At 39.3% G+C, this 16796-nt stretch carries 13 protein-coding genes; 4 read left to right on the forward strand and 9 right to left on the reverse strand.

Going from position 1 to position 16796, the window contains the following annotated elements:
- Positions 1-64: 64 nt before the first annotated feature.
- A complete protein-coding gene (gene nhaA / locus ACHWSC_RS02885; protein ID WP_394675736.1) occupies positions 65-1252 on the reverse strand; it encodes a Na+/H+ antiporter NhaA in 1188 nt (395 codons plus the stop codon).
- A 561-nt stretch (positions 1253-1813) separates the two neighbouring features.
- A complete protein-coding gene (locus tag ACHWSC_RS02890; RefSeq protein ID WP_394675737.1) occupies positions 1814-2794 on the reverse strand; it encodes a hypothetical protein in 981 nt (326 codons plus the stop codon).
- 272 nt (positions 2795-3066) lie between these two features.
- Here ACHWSC_RS02890 and ACHWSC_RS02895 point away from each other — a divergent pair, with 272 nt between their 5' ends.
- The gene (locus ACHWSC_RS02895) at positions 3067-4692 is read left to right on the forward strand and encodes an ABC-F family ATP-binding cassette domain-containing protein (protein ID WP_394675738.1); all 1626 of its coding nucleotides are present in this window, start codon (positions 3067-3069) and stop codon (positions 4690-4692) included.
- A 129-nt stretch (positions 4693-4821) separates the two neighbouring features.
- On the opposite strand, the gene ACHWSC_RS02900 is transcribed toward ACHWSC_RS02895, so the two are convergent.
- The gene (locus tag ACHWSC_RS02900; RefSeq protein ID WP_394675739.1) at positions 4822-5808 is read right to left on the reverse strand and encodes an endonuclease/exonuclease/phosphatase family protein; all 987 of its coding nucleotides are present in this window, start codon (positions 5806-5808) and stop codon (positions 4822-4824) included.
- Positions 5809-6011: 203 nt separating this feature from the next.
- On the opposite strand from ACHWSC_RS02900, the gene ACHWSC_RS02905 reads away from it, so the two are divergent.
- From ACHWSC_RS02905 to ACHWSC_RS02915, 3 genes are read left to right on the forward strand one after another with little or no spacing between them, the layout of a single operon-like run.
- Entirely contained in the window at positions 6012-7187 is a 1176-nt protein-coding gene (locus tag ACHWSC_RS02905) for a glycosyltransferase family 1 protein (protein ID WP_120332706.1), read from the forward strand.
- Positions 7175-8176 carry a lysylphosphatidylglycerol synthase transmembrane domain-containing protein gene (locus ACHWSC_RS02910; RefSeq protein WP_120332705.1) on the forward strand — a complete coding sequence of 334 codons (1002 nt, stop codon included), beginning with the start codon at positions 7175-7177 and terminating at the stop codon, positions 8174-8176. Before ACHWSC_RS02905 ends, ACHWSC_RS02910 begins: the two co-directional genes overlap by 13 nt.
- 49 nt (positions 8177-8225) lie before the next feature.
- Positions 8226-9317: a glycosyltransferase family 4 protein gene (locus ACHWSC_RS02915; protein WP_394675740.1), complete on the forward strand. Its 1092-nt coding sequence runs from the start codon at positions 8226-8228 to the stop codon at positions 9315-9317.
- Between the two features lie 70 nt (positions 9318-9387).
- Here the strand turns inward: ACHWSC_RS02915 and ACHWSC_RS02920 are convergent, their stop codons facing one another.
- From ACHWSC_RS02920 to holA, 6 genes are all read right to left on the reverse strand, one after another.
- Complete coding sequence (locus ACHWSC_RS02920; protein WP_220699564.1) at positions 9388-10617, reverse strand: sterol desaturase family protein; 1230 nt, start codon at positions 10615-10617, stop codon at positions 9388-9390.
- 340 nt (positions 10618-10957) lie between these two features.
- The gene (locus ACHWSC_RS02925) at positions 10958-12541 is read right to left on the reverse strand and encodes an MDR family MFS transporter (protein WP_120332704.1); all 1584 of its coding nucleotides are present in this window, start codon (positions 12539-12541) and stop codon (positions 10958-10960) included.
- A 2-nt stretch (positions 12542-12543) separates the two neighbouring features.
- Positions 12544-13647, reverse strand: a complete 1104-nt coding sequence (locus tag ACHWSC_RS02930; protein ID WP_088162118.1) for an HlyD family secretion protein — start codon at positions 13645-13647, stop codon at positions 12544-12546.
- 14 nt (positions 13648-13661) lie between these two features.
- Positions 13662-14972 carry a TolC family protein gene (locus ACHWSC_RS02935; protein ID WP_120332703.1) on the reverse strand — a complete coding sequence of 437 codons (1311 nt, stop codon included), beginning with the start codon at positions 14970-14972 and terminating at the stop codon, positions 13662-13664.
- Positions 14962-15579, reverse strand: coding sequence for a TetR/AcrR family transcriptional regulator (locus ACHWSC_RS02940; protein ID WP_075993267.1), 618 nt, complete (start codon positions 15577-15579; stop codon positions 14962-14964). Before ACHWSC_RS02940 ends, ACHWSC_RS02935 begins: the two co-directional genes overlap by 11 nt.
- A 170-nt stretch (positions 15580-15749) precedes the next feature.
- The gene (gene holA, locus ACHWSC_RS02945; RefSeq protein ID WP_394675741.1) at positions 15750-16757 is read right to left on the reverse strand and encodes a DNA polymerase III subunit delta; all 1008 of its coding nucleotides are present in this window, start codon (positions 16755-16757) and stop codon (positions 15750-15752) included.
- Positions 16758-16796 lie beyond the last annotated feature (39 nt).

Genomic DNA, 16796 nt, shown 5'->3' on the forward strand with positions numbered 1-16796 from the left:
GAACAAAAACAATTGTCCGACACATTCCTGTAAGCCAAGCATACGACTGCTATCTATTCAAAATCTAATCAACAACCTCTGTTTTCTTTGCGGCTGACACTGCGCTCAAAACAACATAGCCTAGCAAGCCAGCGCATAAAGAAGCGATCAGAACCGCGAACTTTGCTTCTTCAATCAGCATGCTATCATCAAAAGATAGTATCGAGATGAAGATCGACATCGTGAAACCGATTCCCCCCAACAAACCTACACCAAAAATCTGTTTCCAGCCAGCCCCTTCCGGTAATTGCGCAATCTTCAATTTTTTAGCAATAAAACAGATCAAAAATATCCCAATTGATTTACCAGCGATTAGGCCAAGGATAATACCGATCCCCAATTTTGAAGTCAAACCACCAATCATTTCCCCATGGATTGGAATAAGCGTATTCGCAAATGCAAACAAAGGAATGATAATAAAATTGACAGGTTTGGTCAATAGATGCTCAAGTTTTTCCAAGGGAGATTCTTCCGCATCCGGTGTTGTCGGCAGCGTCATGGCCACCAGCACGCCAGCTATTGTTGCATGAATACCCGAGTGGTGAACAAAGTACCAAATAAATAGTCCCGGAATCAGGTAAGCCCATATCGCTTTAACGCCCAATTTATTTAACACGATCAAAAACAGAAATATACCTAAAGCAATAAATAAATAGGTCGCATGAATACCATTGCTATAAAAGATCGCAATAACCAATATGGCAAGTAGGTCGTCAACAATCGCTAGCGCAGCCAAAAAGATCTTAAGACTGGCAGGTACCTTATTTCCCAGAAGCGTGATAACAGCTAAAGCAAATGCAATATCCGTTGCCATAGGGATTCCCCAGCCGTTTGCAGTATCGGTTCCCTGATTTAATGCAAAATAAATGATGGCAGGCAAAAGTGCCCCACCAACCGCAGCCAAAATGGGCAGAATTGCTTTACTTGGCGATGAGAGTTCACCCGCTACAATTTCACGTTTTATCTCGAGGCCCACCAGTAAAAAGAAAATCGCCATCAAACCATCGTTGAGCCACAACAACCACGAATATTTTAAATGAATATGATCGCTCTCAAAGCCTACTTCCCGGTTCAGAAATTCCATTACACTGGCATACAATGATGTATTTGCTACGATCAATGCCAGAATAACACAGGAAAAAAGTATAATTCCGCCTGCAAAGCTGGATTTTAAGAACTCTCTAAAGACAGTTAAATTGATAAGTTTTGACATGATTTGAATATCTAAAAACGCTTACAAAGGTTCACAAGATACGATTTTTAGGACCATTTACCGAATTCCCTAAACAATATCCGGAGCTATATCCAATGTAAAAAAGCTGAATTAGCTGTGTTCTATCAGTGGTAAAGCTCCTCTCCTATCCTTTTATTTTTCGAACCTAACGAATCAAATGTGAGAAACAGACATTATACCTTAAAATTTCATAAAAATCTAACTTATTTTTTACCGAATTAATTTGACTTTGTTGCAAAAAATACTTAGCTTGCTACTATAGTTAATAAACCGTTTATTATGTGCAAGAAGTGGATTTTCATGGTGCTTCTTTTCGTAGCAAATTTTACATATGCGCAGACGACAGAGGATAAAACCCAACATTCAGGTTCCCATTACATTATTTTAGCAATCATCGCTATCATTGTCATTGTTTATATATTATACAGGAGGCAAAAGAGGAAATTTAATGAATAAGGGAGATCAGTAGATCTCCCTTATTCATTAAATTTCCTTCCACATCCCCTTCACTTCCCATCAAACTTTCAATGACTCAACATATTAATCACGAATCGGTTCATTCGTTTGTGCTAATCGTTGCGACCCCGTATTTGCCGGACAGGCAATATCATCTGTTGCATCGTATACAAGCTTCTTACCATTCAACTTTGTAATCAGTTCTTGAGGGACATACACCTGAACTTTAGTAACCGCATAACCACTTGGATAATAACGAACATAATAACCATCAGGATGAAGCGTCCAAATACCACTTGGCACGTCCGTACGAGGCTCAGCCATACCAGCTAAGATCGCATATTGTTCAAAATCAGCGTACGAATAGTTTCCTGAGGAAACGAGCTGCCGAATATTATTTTCTGCTTCAAAGATTATCTGTACTGCCGGTGGCATCTGGTCTTTTGCCTTTTGGACAACGTCAAATGGCAAAACGCCGAGTGCACCACCTTCCAAATGTAAAATTTGTTCAGCTGTAAGCAATTTTAAAGCTGTTTCTTTCACCGGACCCGAATAATCAATAAATTTTGTCTTCGCAATGATCGTCCACAAAAGCATCTGTATGTCTGATTGTGCAACTTCAGGGTGCTTTTCAGCGCTTTTCAAAATTGCAATGACCACGTCTCTCTTCTTGCCCAATGTAGGTGCATACATATATCCATCACCTTTCGAAGGCGCATAAGTACCCGCTTTCAAGCAATAGCTCTTGTTGCTCATTTCAAAATGTCCAGCCTCCAATAAGTAACCATCATTGCCATTCTTTTGCAAATTTTGTAAAGGTTTATAAACAGCCGTATTTTGAAAATCGGGCATTTGCTCCCCCTTCCTATTTACATCTTCAAAACTTGTACTAATCGCTTCGGGCTCTTTTAAAAGTTTATCCAGCCCAAGTACCTTGCTTCCCTTGGAAGCAACGGCTTTGCTTGCCTTATCCAATAGCCCTCCAAATTGAGCCGAGGCTCCTTGGATATTAAATAAAAAAGCAACTGCAAGTATAACGACACCCGTTATTCTATTTCTTTTCATAATTGATTTCATTTCAGCTCTTGTCCACAAAAAAGAAGCCAATTTAAATCACCAGCACAATATTTATAATTTATTAATTCATTATTTGCACACATTGCTAGATTTCACGCTTCATTTCAAAGATCCTCTCCATCCATTGAAATTTCAGCGCATACAGGTTTGCCAAAGAAGCTAAAAACAGTGGATTTCCCCAACACTACTCTCTTCAATTTCTCCTGAAACTGATCACCGTAAATAGTTAAAAATACAATATTAAAACGTATCTTTGCAGCATGATTAATGTGTCAAATCTCTCCCTTCGTTTTGGTAAACGTGTACTATTCGAAGATGTCAATCTAAAATTCACACCTGGAAACTGTTACGGTATTATTGGCGCTAATGGAGCAGGTAAATCTACTTTCTTAAAAATTATCTCAGGGGAAGTTGATCCTTCGACAGGTTCAGTGGCATTCACGCCAGGCGAACGCATGTCTGTTTTAAGTCAGGATCACTATGCTTTCGATGAGTTTACTGTTCTTGAAACTGTCATGATGGGTAACCAAGAGCTTTACAAAATCATGAAAGAGAAAGATGCCATTTACATGAAAGAGGATTTCTCTGATGCCGACGGCGAACGTGCTGGCGAACTGGAAAGTCTTTTTGCTGAAATGGATGGATGGAATGCCGAATCTAATGCCGCAACTTTATTGAGCAGTTTGGGCATTAAAGAAGAACTACATTATAAGTTAGTTTCTGAAATTGACGGTAACCAAAAAGTCCGCGTACTCTTAGCGCAAGCATTATTTGGCAAACCAGATATTTTGATTCTCGATGAGCCTACCAATGATTTGGATATTAATACCATCGCATGGTTAGAGGATTTTTTAGCGAGTTACGAGGCAATCGTCTTAGTTGTATCCCACGACCGTCACTTCTTGGATGCTGTATGTACGCATACGGTGGATATTGATTTTGGTAAGATGACAATCTATACGGGTAACTACTCGTTTTGGTACGAATCTTCTCAATTAGCGTTAAAGCAACGTTCTGATCAAAGCAAGAAAATGGAAGATAAAGTGAAAGAACTTCAGGAATTTATCCGTCGCTTCTCTGCCAACGCTTCCAAATCCAAACAAGCTACTTCTCGTAAGAAAGCATTGGATAAAATTAATATTGACGAGATTAAACCGTCCAACCGTAAATATCCTGCTATCATGTTCAATACCATGAATCGTGAACCAGGAGATCAAACGCTGCAAGTCGAAGGATTAAGCAAAACGGTCAATGGTGAGGTATTCTTCAAGGATATTACCTTTATGATTAATAAAGGCGATAAAATCGCTGTTCTAGGTCCAAATTCATTGGTTACCACAGCATTTTATGATATTATAACTGGTAGAGACACCGATTTCAGTGGCGAATTCAAATGGGGCGTTACCATCACTCCTGCCGATATGCCGATTGAAAATGCCGCATTCTTCGAAGGAAAAAGTGATAATTTGGTCGATTGGTTGAGAGACTATACAACTAACCCAGAGGCAGACGAACAATTTATACGCGGATTTTTAGGGAAAATGTTGTTCTCTGGAGAAGAAGTTATGAAGAAAGTATCTGTACTTTCAGGGGGAGAAAAAATGCGTTGTATGTTTTCTCGCATGATGCTTCAAGGTGCCAACTTCCTAATCTTTGATGAACCAACCAACCACTTGGATTTGGAATCTATCACTGCATTGAACAATGGAATGTCTGATTTTAAAGGATCAATGTTGTTCACATCCCGTGACCACGAATTGACTGAAACTGTTGCAAATAGAATCATCGAATTGACGCCGAAAGGTATCATCGACAAATTGATGACTTACGATGAATACATTAATAGCGATGTGGTGAAAGCACAACGTGAAGAAATGTATAAATAAGATAATTTATCCCAATTTAATAAAGGCTCCATAATTCATTTTATGGGGCTTTTTTGATGCGCAATAAAAAAGCACTGAGGGGTTCAGTGCTAATCGCGATTGATATGAAAGAATTGAGAAAGTTTTACTTTACTGAACCGAAGGCTTGACAACACGCCAACCTAATTGTAAGGACACCGCACAATGGTCGGATAAATCCTGTCCCTTTTCGTTTTGAAAAAGCTCTTTTTGAACCTGATAATTCTTTGCCTCAAATAGCAAATGATGGTTATTGCGATAGTAAATTTTATCAATACCTTCGCAATCCTCTGTCAACTCCAATGCTGTTTTCGCTTCAAAATTCACTTGATGCCCAGGAATATTACCTTTATTGCGTAAACTTACCCATGCATCTACCAAACCTAAGTCCTTCTGAAAAGAACCGATGTTATCCAGCTCATAAGCATAATGTGCATTAAAGTCGCCCATAATCAAAAGTGGTCTGTCAGCCGAATACTTTTTAATATAGGCCTTTAGCTGATTTATATTCTTCTGCCGGGCAATCGTTGCATTCGGATCATCCTGAGCAGTCGCATGTACATTATAAACATCAATAAATACGTCTTTGGCCAATTGAATTCGAGCATAAGAAAAGCCTTTAGGAGTCAGACAATCTGCACCATTGCAATCAGTCCAGCCTACCCGCTCAAACTCAACAATAGGATATTTTGAAAGTGTACTCAGTCCGTCCCCAAAAGGTACCCCACCCATATTTGCCGTTCGGTAGCTATGCTTATTTTCGCTGTAGAGGAACTTGTTGTAGTTAAAATCTTCCTGCACATTGACAATATCAAACCCATTGATCCGATTGCCGATCGACGTAATACTGGAAGACCGCTCGGTTACAGCACTGGAAATCAATTCAGGAAGGCCAGCTATATTGTACGTTAACAAATTTAGCTTTCCGTAAGTCGCTTCCGGCATAGCTGCATACACAGCATTACTGAGCTTTGGCTGTTGTTTTGGCTTCAACTTAAAACCCAACATAACACCGGCAGACGCACAAATAAATAAGATGACAATCTTTCGAAAACCCTTAGGTCTAATTTTTTTTTCGAACAATAGATCTAATAGCATGGATTGAATATTTCGTTCACTCCAAAGCTACTGCGCCAACATTAGCTCTATTATCATATTCAATTAATTCTATTTTTAATAATTATGCACAAATTATTAAAAACTAATAATTTATAAACACTATAATGACAAAAGGTTAATACCTGCATAGCATAGGAGTTACAGCTTTCAGATATTTTTATACAACCCCTAATAAGAATAACATGAGAAAGGTAGCCTTCTTTACAGAGATACTCGTCGAGGATTTCGACGGTGCATCACGGACAATGTTTCAGCTAATAAACCGTATAGACCAGCAGAAATTCAACTATTTTTTTATTTATGGTGGCGGCCCTACGCAATTTCGCAATTTTCATTCTTACAAGGTACCCACATTCAAAATACCGGTCAACGACGACTATTGTCTCGCTATTCCACAGCTTATTAAAAAGAAACTTGAGCTCGCCTTAGATAAATTTGCTCCCGACATGATCCATATTGCAACGCCTTCGCTTTTAGGTTTTTTTGCATTAAATTATGCCAAACGGAAAGGTATTCCTGTCCTTACGATCTATCATACACACTTCATTTCATACATTGCCTATTATTTCAAAAACATACTCCCCTTGGTCAAGCCAACTGAACAATGGATGAAAAAAGCAATGAATAACTTTTATAACAAATGTGATATTGTCTATGTACCCACCAAATCTATTCTAAACGAATTACAGCAGATTGGCTTACAACAAGAAGGATTAAAGCTGTGGCAAAGAGGAATAGACACAGCCTTGTTTAATCCCAATAAAAAGAATCTATCTCAGCTGCAGACTATCACAAAGAATAACAAACCAACAATCCTCTTTGTCAGTCGTATCGTCTGGGAAAAAAATATTAAAACGCTTATTGAAATCTATCAACAGATACAAGCTCAGAATCTTGACTATAATTTCATTGTTGTCGGTGAAGGAACAGCCAAAATAATTGCAATGCAGGAGATGCCTAATGCCATTTTCTTAGGAAAGAAAAGCCATGATGAGCTTGCAATTCTATACGCTTCGGCAGATGCCTTTGTTTTTCCGTCGGTCTCAGAAACGTACGGAAATGTCGTTGTCGAAGCATTGGCATCCGGACTTCCTTGTGTTATCGCCGATGGTGGGGGTTCGGCTTCCTTGATTCAGCACGGAAAAAATGGATTTAAGTGTCAACCTGAAAATGCAGCTGGATATGTTTACTACCTCAAAAAAATTCTCTCTGACATGAGCTTAAAAAAGAATCTCATCAATGAAGGTCTATCCTATGTCGGACAACTGGATTGGAATAGATTATCTGGGTGCTATTTTAATGACATTGAACTATTGATTGACAAAACACAGGAAGTCGATTTGGCATGGGCAAACTAACAAACCCAAGCCAACTCATCAAAGGTATTTTTCTATTTTTGATTCTGGCGTCCATAACTGTCTTTTTAGCGAAAAGCGACTTAAATGCCTTGAAAAAAGAGCTCTCCTCAGTTGGTTATCGCTTTATAATTATATTGTTTACGACTTTTGCGGCCTATTTTGTAGGCACATTAGCTTGGTGGATATGCTTGGGCTCCGCAAAAAAGAAGGTCAATCTGATCGAACTCTTTGCCATCCGTCAAATCGGGGAAACCGTTGGACTATTCAACCCTACAAGCATTATAGGTGGTGATTTATTAAAGGCACAATTGATAACCCGTTATGACATTCCCTTAAAAGAAGGATTGAATTCAGTTGCAATATCCCGTATTACCGCCGTACTGTCTCAATTGACACTCTTTTTGATTGCTATGCTTTGGTTGGTATTTTCTCCCTTAAAAAATGAAATTATACGCTACGCAGGCCCGGTAATATATATTATCTGTCTATTTTTGTTCCTTTTGATGATCCTGATACTTTATTGGTTAATGGTTGCAAAAAGTCCTTCGCAAACCAAAGCTTCAACAGCAACACTTTTTGGAAAAGCAAAAGCGCATTTTCAATCACTACTTTGGAACGTAAAAGACTTTTATCGGCATCAAAATAAGGTTTTTTGGTATTCTTACTTACTTTTTGCACTACATTGGATTATTGGCAGCCTTGAATTCTATTATATTCTAAAATTTTTGGGTGTTGCAGTACAACCAATACATGGTTTAATAGTAGATATGAGTGTCATTGTGCTGAAAAGCATCGGTGCTTTTATTCCAGGGCAACTGGGTATTGAAGAAATCGCCAATAAGCTCCTACTCCATATGATCGGTATTACTGGGGGTAGTATTTGGCTCAGTGCTTCATTATTACGTCGCGGCCGACAGCTCACCTGGGTAGCGTTGGGTTTTATATTTTATCTATGCATCAAAAGGAAACCAGTACATGTATCCATCTGAAATAGAAATACTATTTGTCAGCCACAAATATCCCCCAAGTGTTGGCGGTATGGAAAAACAAAGCTTTGAACTGATCAATACTGCGGCTCTTTACTTGAAGGTACACACCTTAGTCTATGACAACCGGGAACCTCTTTTAGCTTTCTTCTTCCAGCTGAATCGCCGAATTCTAGCCAAAATTAACGATAACCCCGGCATCAAGCTTATTCACTTTAATGATGGTTTAATTGCGTCTTTAGCCTCTTTTCACAAAGGATATTCCCATTTAAAACGAGTTGCCACGCTTCACGGACTGGATATTGTATTTCCCTTTCGCTATTTTCAACGTAAGGTCATACCGCGGTTTAATACATTTGATCAGCTTATTGCGGTTAGCCAAGCTACCGCCGCCGCCGCCCAGTTACGTGGTATCGATCCATCCAAAATTATTGTTATACCCAACGGTGTAGATCCGATACACCACTCCACTGCAAACAATGAATCAGCCTGCCAAAGCAAGCCCTATTTTATCACTTTGGGACGCCCTGTTAAACGGAAGGGCTTCTCGTGGTTGATGAAACATGTCATTCCCGCTATTCAGGGTGATTTCAAATTACTGATGGTGGGTCCATTCGATCACGAGCCTACATGGAAAGAACGCCTATTGCAGCTTATACCCAAAAAGATAAATCATTTAATCACCTTATTCCTCGGATTTCCGACCGATCAGGGGGAGATCAGAAAATTACTGAAAGCATACCCCGAAAAAATTGAACATCTTGGAAAAGTCCCATTCGAACAACTGCAAAGCCTCTTGACCAACGCACAGGCCTTCTTGATGCCCAATATTGAAGTGCCCGGAGATATGGAAGGCTTTGGGCTCGTCTGTTTGGAGGCTTCTACAGCAGGCACCATTGTTGTGGCCGCCGAATTAGAAGGAATTACAAGCGCCGTGATACATAATTGCAATGGCCTGCTCCTGGCAAGCAAAAACCAAAATGCATGGATCGAACAACTTCAAGCCATTTTAGCAAATCCAGTCCATTATAAAAGCCTGAGCCTACAATTTAAACAAAATACCCTTAAACAATATAGCTGGGATATTATGGCCAGATCTTATTGTCAATCATTTGCGGACTTAGTTACAGCAGCAGACCAATAATTGACAGTAACACTTCATAGATTTGACCGCATCTACCATTCAGAGGGAATGGCTTTTCAGAAAGCACTTTTCAACATCTTTCAAGACGCAAAACTTTTTTATAGTGACCTGCTAACGTTTTATAAAAAATCAATTGAATCAAAGCGAAACATCCTACCAAAACAAGCCCCAATGGTGAATAAAAAGTTAGACTGATATACAGTAGTAATAAGAATAGCCGAAGCATCTCAAGTGGAAAAACCCAGTCTTCATGTTCTAGAAGCCCCCCAATACAAATGACGCTACAGAGAATAAATCCTCCGCCAATAAGGAGTTGTATGAGTTGCTGATAATTACCATAAAGCAAAAAAAAGAAAAGCAGGAGCATCGTCAGCATGGACTGAAAAAAGATATAGCGGCTTAATACCTGTGCATGAACTTGTGGCCTAGCTCCTGCAAATATGCGCTCCTCTAGTTCTTCTCGAATTTCAGGCTGTATATCGTCAGGCCTACCAAATATAGTCCGCATTTTATTTTTAAATCCTTCGGCCCGCTTAAATGATAGACCAATTTCAAATAAATAATGAAAATGCTGCCATAGAAAAGTGTAGCGATGAATGGGCTTTGTGAGTCCATAGACACAAGGTTCTTCTTTTTGTTCCGGGATAAATGTTCCGAATAGCTTGTCCCAAATAATCAGGATATCTCCATAATTTTTATCCAAATAGATTTCATTGCTGCTATGATGCACCCGGTGGTGAGATGGCGTTACAAATACACGCTCCAAAATCCCCAAATTTCCTACGGTCTGCGTATGGGAGAAAAATGGATATACGCCATGAATCAACAAAATAGTGGTCATCATAAAGGGAGGGAATCCCAAAAGGGGAATAAAAGCCCAAAATAACGAACGGAAAACGGCTTGAAATATGGTGATCCGGGCTGCTACGGTAAAGTTATAATCTTCACTTTGGTGATGTACAACATGAGCTGCCCACAACAAGTTTATTTCATGGCTATAGCGATGATACCAATACCAGAGAAAATCTGTAAATAGAAAAAGTATAACCCAGGTCCAAACATTCGCTTCAATGTGAAATATCGCAAAGTTTTGATACACCCAAACGAAAAAAAAGTAAAATAAACTAACAGAAAACATATCACACATACGTTCGACGATACCAACATTGAGATTTGAGATCGATTCATCAAAAGAATAAAAACGTTTCTGTTTTTTGAGGCTATACCAATATTCCAACACCATCAAGATTAAAAATAAGGGAATGATAAACGCCAAAAAATTAAGTTTTTCTGTATACATGCAGTCGCTATTTTGAAGACAAAAAATCTACCTTAATCGCAATTCAACAAGAACCATCTTTTCTGATGCCAAAAGATCAATTCTTCCAAACTCTTTATTATTAAACAATCAATTTTAAATCAGGTTTTTCAATGGACAAAAATGTATGCTTTCTAACGCCCCTACAATAACAAAAGCCAACTCAAAAAGAAATGCCAACTCAACGTGATTTTCTACCACAAAAGAACGTGCACAAAAAAAGTCCTCAAAAGTTAAACACTTTTGAGGACTTCTGATTGAACGATAAATTGTTCTTCACTGATGGTGCACTATGATAACAGCGCAGCAGACGAATCCAATATTAATGTACACTGGACATATCGATCTGTGTTTTCCCCTGTTTGATCATCAATACAAAAGGGACACAAATCAGAAAGACAACCCCGAGGTACAGGAACACATCCATGTAAGATAGCACTGTTGCTTGTTTCATCACACTCAAGTCTAATATTTGATGCGCTTTGGCCAAAGCCTCATTAGGTGAAAAACCTTTCGCCTGAAAGCTCATCTGCAATTGCTGCACCCGTTGTTGAACATCAAACTTACTTGGATCTAAATTAGCTACTAGATCAACACGGTGTTTTTGGCTATCACGGGCGATAAATGTCGTAATCAAAGCAATTCCAAATGAACCACCCAATTGACGCATCATCCCTGTAAAAGCAGCTCCTTCACCGATTGACTTACCATGTAATGTTGATAAAGACAGTGTCATAACAGGCACAAACAACAATCCTAGGCCAACTCCGCGGAGAATCAATGGCCAAAACATATGCTCCGAACCTGTATCGTTTGTCATGAGGCTATACATCCAAAAACAAAAGCCAAAAAAGATACATAGCCCTAAAGCAACCATATACTTCTGAGGAACACCATTTTGAATCATCTTACCGATAAAAGGCATCATGATACCGGTCATAATCGAACTCGGTAACAAGAGCAAACCAGCATCTGTTGCGGTCCATCCCAATATCGACTGCGTATAGATTGGAATAATAAAGGTCGATCCGAACAAGCCAAAACCAAGAATAAAGCTCATCACCACACCCACCTGTAAATTCTTATCCTTCAATACACGCAGGTTAACAATCGGTTTATCGTACACCAACTCCCGCCATATAAAAAACAGTAATCCAAAGACAGACAAAATCGATAAGCCTAAAATCAAAGGATCGTCAAACCAATCATCCTGTTGTCCATGTTCCAATACAAACTGAAGTGAACCAATAAACATGATCAAAAATATCATACCAAACCAATCCACTTCCCTAGCAGACTGCTTCTGACTGTATTTAGGACTGCGTACAAAAGATAAGGTCAACAAGGTCGCAATAATGCCAAGCGGCACATTGATATAAAAGATATAAGGCCAAGAGAAGTTATCGATGATGTACCCACCCAACGGCGGACCTAATGTAGGACCAACAATGACGCCCATCCCGTAGATAGCTTGGGCCATACTACGTTTTTCTTTGGGATAACTTTCCGTGATAATAGTCTGGGCTGTAACCAGTAAGGCTCCCCCACCCATCCCTTGTATAAAGCGAAATGCAACAAGCTCCCACATATTGGTTGCATTACCGCACAAAAATGAAGATACTGTGAATATGATAATAGAAGCCGCAAAGTAATTTCTACGCCCAAACTGTTGGGACAACCAGCTGGTCATCGGAATCACAATTACATTGGCAATTGCGTAAGCTGTGATAACCCATGCGACATCCGTCAGCGTCGCCCCCAATGAACCTTTCATATCGTTCAGGGCCACATTGACAATCGTTGTATCCACAATTTCCAACAGCGCACAAAGCACCGCTGTAATCGTGATTACAACACGACGAAAACCATATTCAACCAGACTATCTTGTTGATTTAAATTTTCCATAGTTATTTAACATGCACATCTACGTCAGCATTCATGCCCGGTCTGAGCAAAGCCACATTTTCTGCTTTATTGTCTTTTGTCAATTTGATCTTTACGGGTAAACGCTGAACAGTCTTTACAAAGTTACCCGTTGCATTATCTGGAGGCAATAAAGAGAAACGTGAACCAGTGGCTGGAGAGAAAGAGTTTACCTCTCCTTCAAACTCAATAGCAGGATAAGCATCCACTTTAATACCGACTTTTTGTCCAGGTTTTATTTTTTCCAATTGCGTCTCCTTAAAATTAGCAACGACCCAAGTTTCAATATTATCTACAATGTAGAACAAAGATTGACCTGGATTGACCATCTGCCCCGGTTGTACCTTGATATTCGATACCTGGCCATCCACAGAAGCAAGTACTGCAGTATAAGAAAGGTTTAATTTAGCCGCTTCAAGTTGCGCATTCGCTCTTTTTATATTTGCCTCAGCAACAGAAGTTTGCTTTGAAGCTACTGTAGTCTTACTCACGACTGCATTACGTTGTGAAGCACTGGCGTTACGTTGTTGTTGCAAAATTTCAACCTGCTTGTCAGCTTCCAATTTCGCTGTTAATGCCTGCTCATACTGTTGTTTCGTAATTGACTGATTGTTGTATAAGTTTTGGTAGCGGATATAATCATTATTCGCTTGCTTAGCACGAATACGTGCTGCATCGATGCTGCCCAAATTAGATTGGATCGTTGCATCCGAGATGGCTACATTCGCCGAAGATGCAGATACATCTGCCTTTGAAACATCAAAGCTACTTTGAGCCGCTGCCAAGGCTGCTAGCGCTTCATCCACACGAACCTGATAATCTTGGCTCTCAATGGTGAACAACGTATCCCCTTTTTTAACCAAATCATTATCTTTTACGTACACTTTCGAGATAAACCCACCAACACGTGGAATGATCGGACTCATGTTTTTCTCTACCTGCGCATCGTCTGTCGTTTCATGCGCCTGACCATGCATATATTTATAAGCACCGTAGGCTCCGCCGAAGATGACCAATGCAGCCAAAATAATTGTGAATTTTTTATTTGTACCTTTCTTTTCAGGTGCGTTTTCTACTGTATTTTCCATGTCTAGATTAATTGCTATTTAATGTTTAAAGACCCATTTGCTAACAGCAGGTCGTAATATTTTTCAATGGTATTTGCTTTGCTGATCGCAAGATTGATCTTGCTTTGAAGCTGCTGTACGTCGGCCGTTAACAAATCGTCCGTATCCGCGATACCATTATCGTACTTATCTTTTGTAATACGATAATTTTCAACTGCCTGATCCACCGCCTGATGGTAAACCACATCCTGCTTTTGTGCCAGCATATAGTTTTCATTGGCCTGTTGAACCTGCACTTTCACCTTATCGTTTAATAATTCAATGTGCTCATCAATTTCCCTGATATGATTTTTCGCAACATTCACTTCTCTTTTGTTTTTATAAAGTGAACCGATGTCGTAGGATACACCTACACCGACCATGGCCGCATTTGTTACGGTAACCACTTTTTGCAAACCAAAAGCATTGTAACCTGCAGTTGCAGAAACCTGTGGCAATGTAGATGCTTTTGTTACCTTCAACTGGTCCTCTGCAACCAACCGTTGTGACTCCAAAGATTTCACATCAGAACGCGAGGTTTTCGCAGCGTCATAAGATGCTTTTAAACCCAAATCAACACCGTTCACCTCAGCCAGATTGATCTGATCCAACTGCGTATCCTCATCAATTTTCAAAAAATTAGCCAATTGATAATTCAGCACCTTGATATTTTTCTGTGCTTCCTGAAGCGAAACCTGATAATTTGAAAGCTGCAGTTCTGCTTTTAACAGGTCGTTACGTGCGATCAAACCATTGTCAAGCATCGCTTTAAAATCCGAGACACGCTGCTCAGACTGCTTGATGTTTTCAGCAATCAACAAGTTGGTTTGCTGAGCCTTATAAAGACTTAAATAAAGATTCACTGCACGTATAGCCAGTTGTTCTTTACTTGCTACAGCGTTGTATTCCTCGGCTTTTAATACATCTTTTGCAATATTAATTCCCCCTTTAATACGTCCACCTGTATAGATTGGCATGCTCACCGAAGCCTGTCCTAACCACAATTGGTTTGCAGCAATATCCGGAGCAGATCCCCCCTCACCTAAAGCCAACTTTAAATTCACATTTGGAGTAGTCATAGCCATGTATTGTCCACTCAATTTTGCATCAGGAAGCTGTTTCGATTTGGCAGTTTCGACTTCGAGCTGTCTCCCCAATATCTTCGTATCGGTAGACTTTGCTTCCACGCTTTGATTTGCGGCCAAGTGAATTATCTCTTCCAAAGTCATGTGTTTGTTGTCTTGCGCCAACAGACCCATAGGACTTAAAAGCAATAAAGCACTCAAATTGGCCAACTTATTTTTCATATGTCAATAAAGCTTTAATTGTTTTCTGTATAAATTCTGTTAAAGTTGTTTCTATATAATTTGCATAGTCCTCATCGTTATCGATATGCAACTGATCCTGTAAAAAACAATGATTCATCTGAAAATTCATAAATACGCCCATCATCATGGAGTGGATCAAGATGGGATCATAACCCGCTTTGAATACCCCCTGTTCTACCCCCGCATTGATAACAGACGATATCACTTCAAGATTGTGCAGCTTGAGTTTGCGAAAAGCCTCCGAGATCAGCATGCGTTGTTTTAACGAACTTTCAATGGTGATGATATGATACAGTTTACGATGCGAGTTCATGGACTTAAACGATTTATCCACCATAGCGTCAATTTTATCCAACGCATTATCGACAAGCGCCAACTCATCCACATTGATCATAAAATCAGGAACACGCCATTCAAAAAACGTATCCAGTAGCTTGTCCTTTGATCCAAAATAATAGTTGATCATCGCAACATTCACATTCGCCTCATTGGCGATATCACGAACGGAAGTCCCATCAAATCCTTTTGTTGCAAAAAGACGCTCTGCTGCAAGCAAAATATCAATCTGTTTCTCGTTAAATTCCATTTTAAACCTCGATCTTTTAAAGATACAATCGCATATTCATAGCGATTATTAAATACGTTCTCGCTAAATGCGCGACAAAGTTAAACAAACGTTTAATTTAAACAAGTGTTTAATTATTAAATTTGTGTAAAAAAAAACACCATTTCTGGTGTTCTTGCTGTTGGATGGGATTAGTTAAGTATCCGATAGATCATTTCTTTTAAAATCTCTTCACTATTGAAATTGCTCGGCACATTGACACCTTTGGATTTTAAATCAGTCTCCTTCAACACATTGAGCACATCGAAAGTTTTCCGTCGGTTGTAATTTCTTGCAGCAAGCTCGTATTCTTTCAGAAAGAAAGGATGTACCCCCAATTCTTTTGCTGCGACCGATTTGTCGATCAGATAATGGTATTTGAGAATCTTCGTGAAGTAGGTGGCAATTTGTCCAATGACCATTACCAGCGGATTATTTTTGGGGTTGGCCACAAAATAATCAACGATCTGATAAGCTTTTAGGGCATTACGTTTAGCCAATGCAGTATTTAATTCAAAAACATTATAATCTTTGGAGATACCAATATTTCGTTCAACATCTTCTATGCTGATCTCTTGACTCTTTGGAACATTAAGCATCAGCTTGTCAAGTTCATTAGACACTTTGGACAGATCATTACCGAGATAGTCCGCAATCATCATCGTCGCTTGCGGATGAATGCGCCAGCCGGCATCTTTCACATAAGCTCCGATCCAAGGGCCCATCTTATCGTCGTATAGTTTGGCCGCATCAACAACTAGTCCTTTTTTTTCAAATACCTTATAGACCTTTTTGCGTTTGTCAAATTTCCCATGTTTAAAACAAAACACAAGAATGGTTGTCGGTGTAAGATGTTCCAGGTATTTAGTCAACAGTTCTTCCGTATCCGATTTCCATTTTAGCTCCTGTGCCTCCTTGATAATAATCACCTGATAGTCACTTAGCATAGGATACCTCTTTGCTGCATTGACAATCGTAGAGATATCGATATCTTTTCCGTAAAAAATCGATTGATCAAAGCCTTTCTGCGCATCATTCAATACTGTTGCTTCCAAAGCGTCGGCAATGGTATCAATGAAATAACTCTCCTCCCCTTGCAATAAATACACTGGTTTAAAAGACCTGTTCTTAATATCGGATAAGATCGGATTTATGTTCATATATATAGTCTATTTATTCGTACGCAATAGATCAGTTGC

This window comes from uncultured Sphingobacterium sp., assembly GCF_964277905.1.
Lineage (GTDB): Bacteria > Bacteroidota > Bacteroidia > Sphingobacteriales > Sphingobacteriaceae > Sphingobacterium > Sphingobacterium siyangense.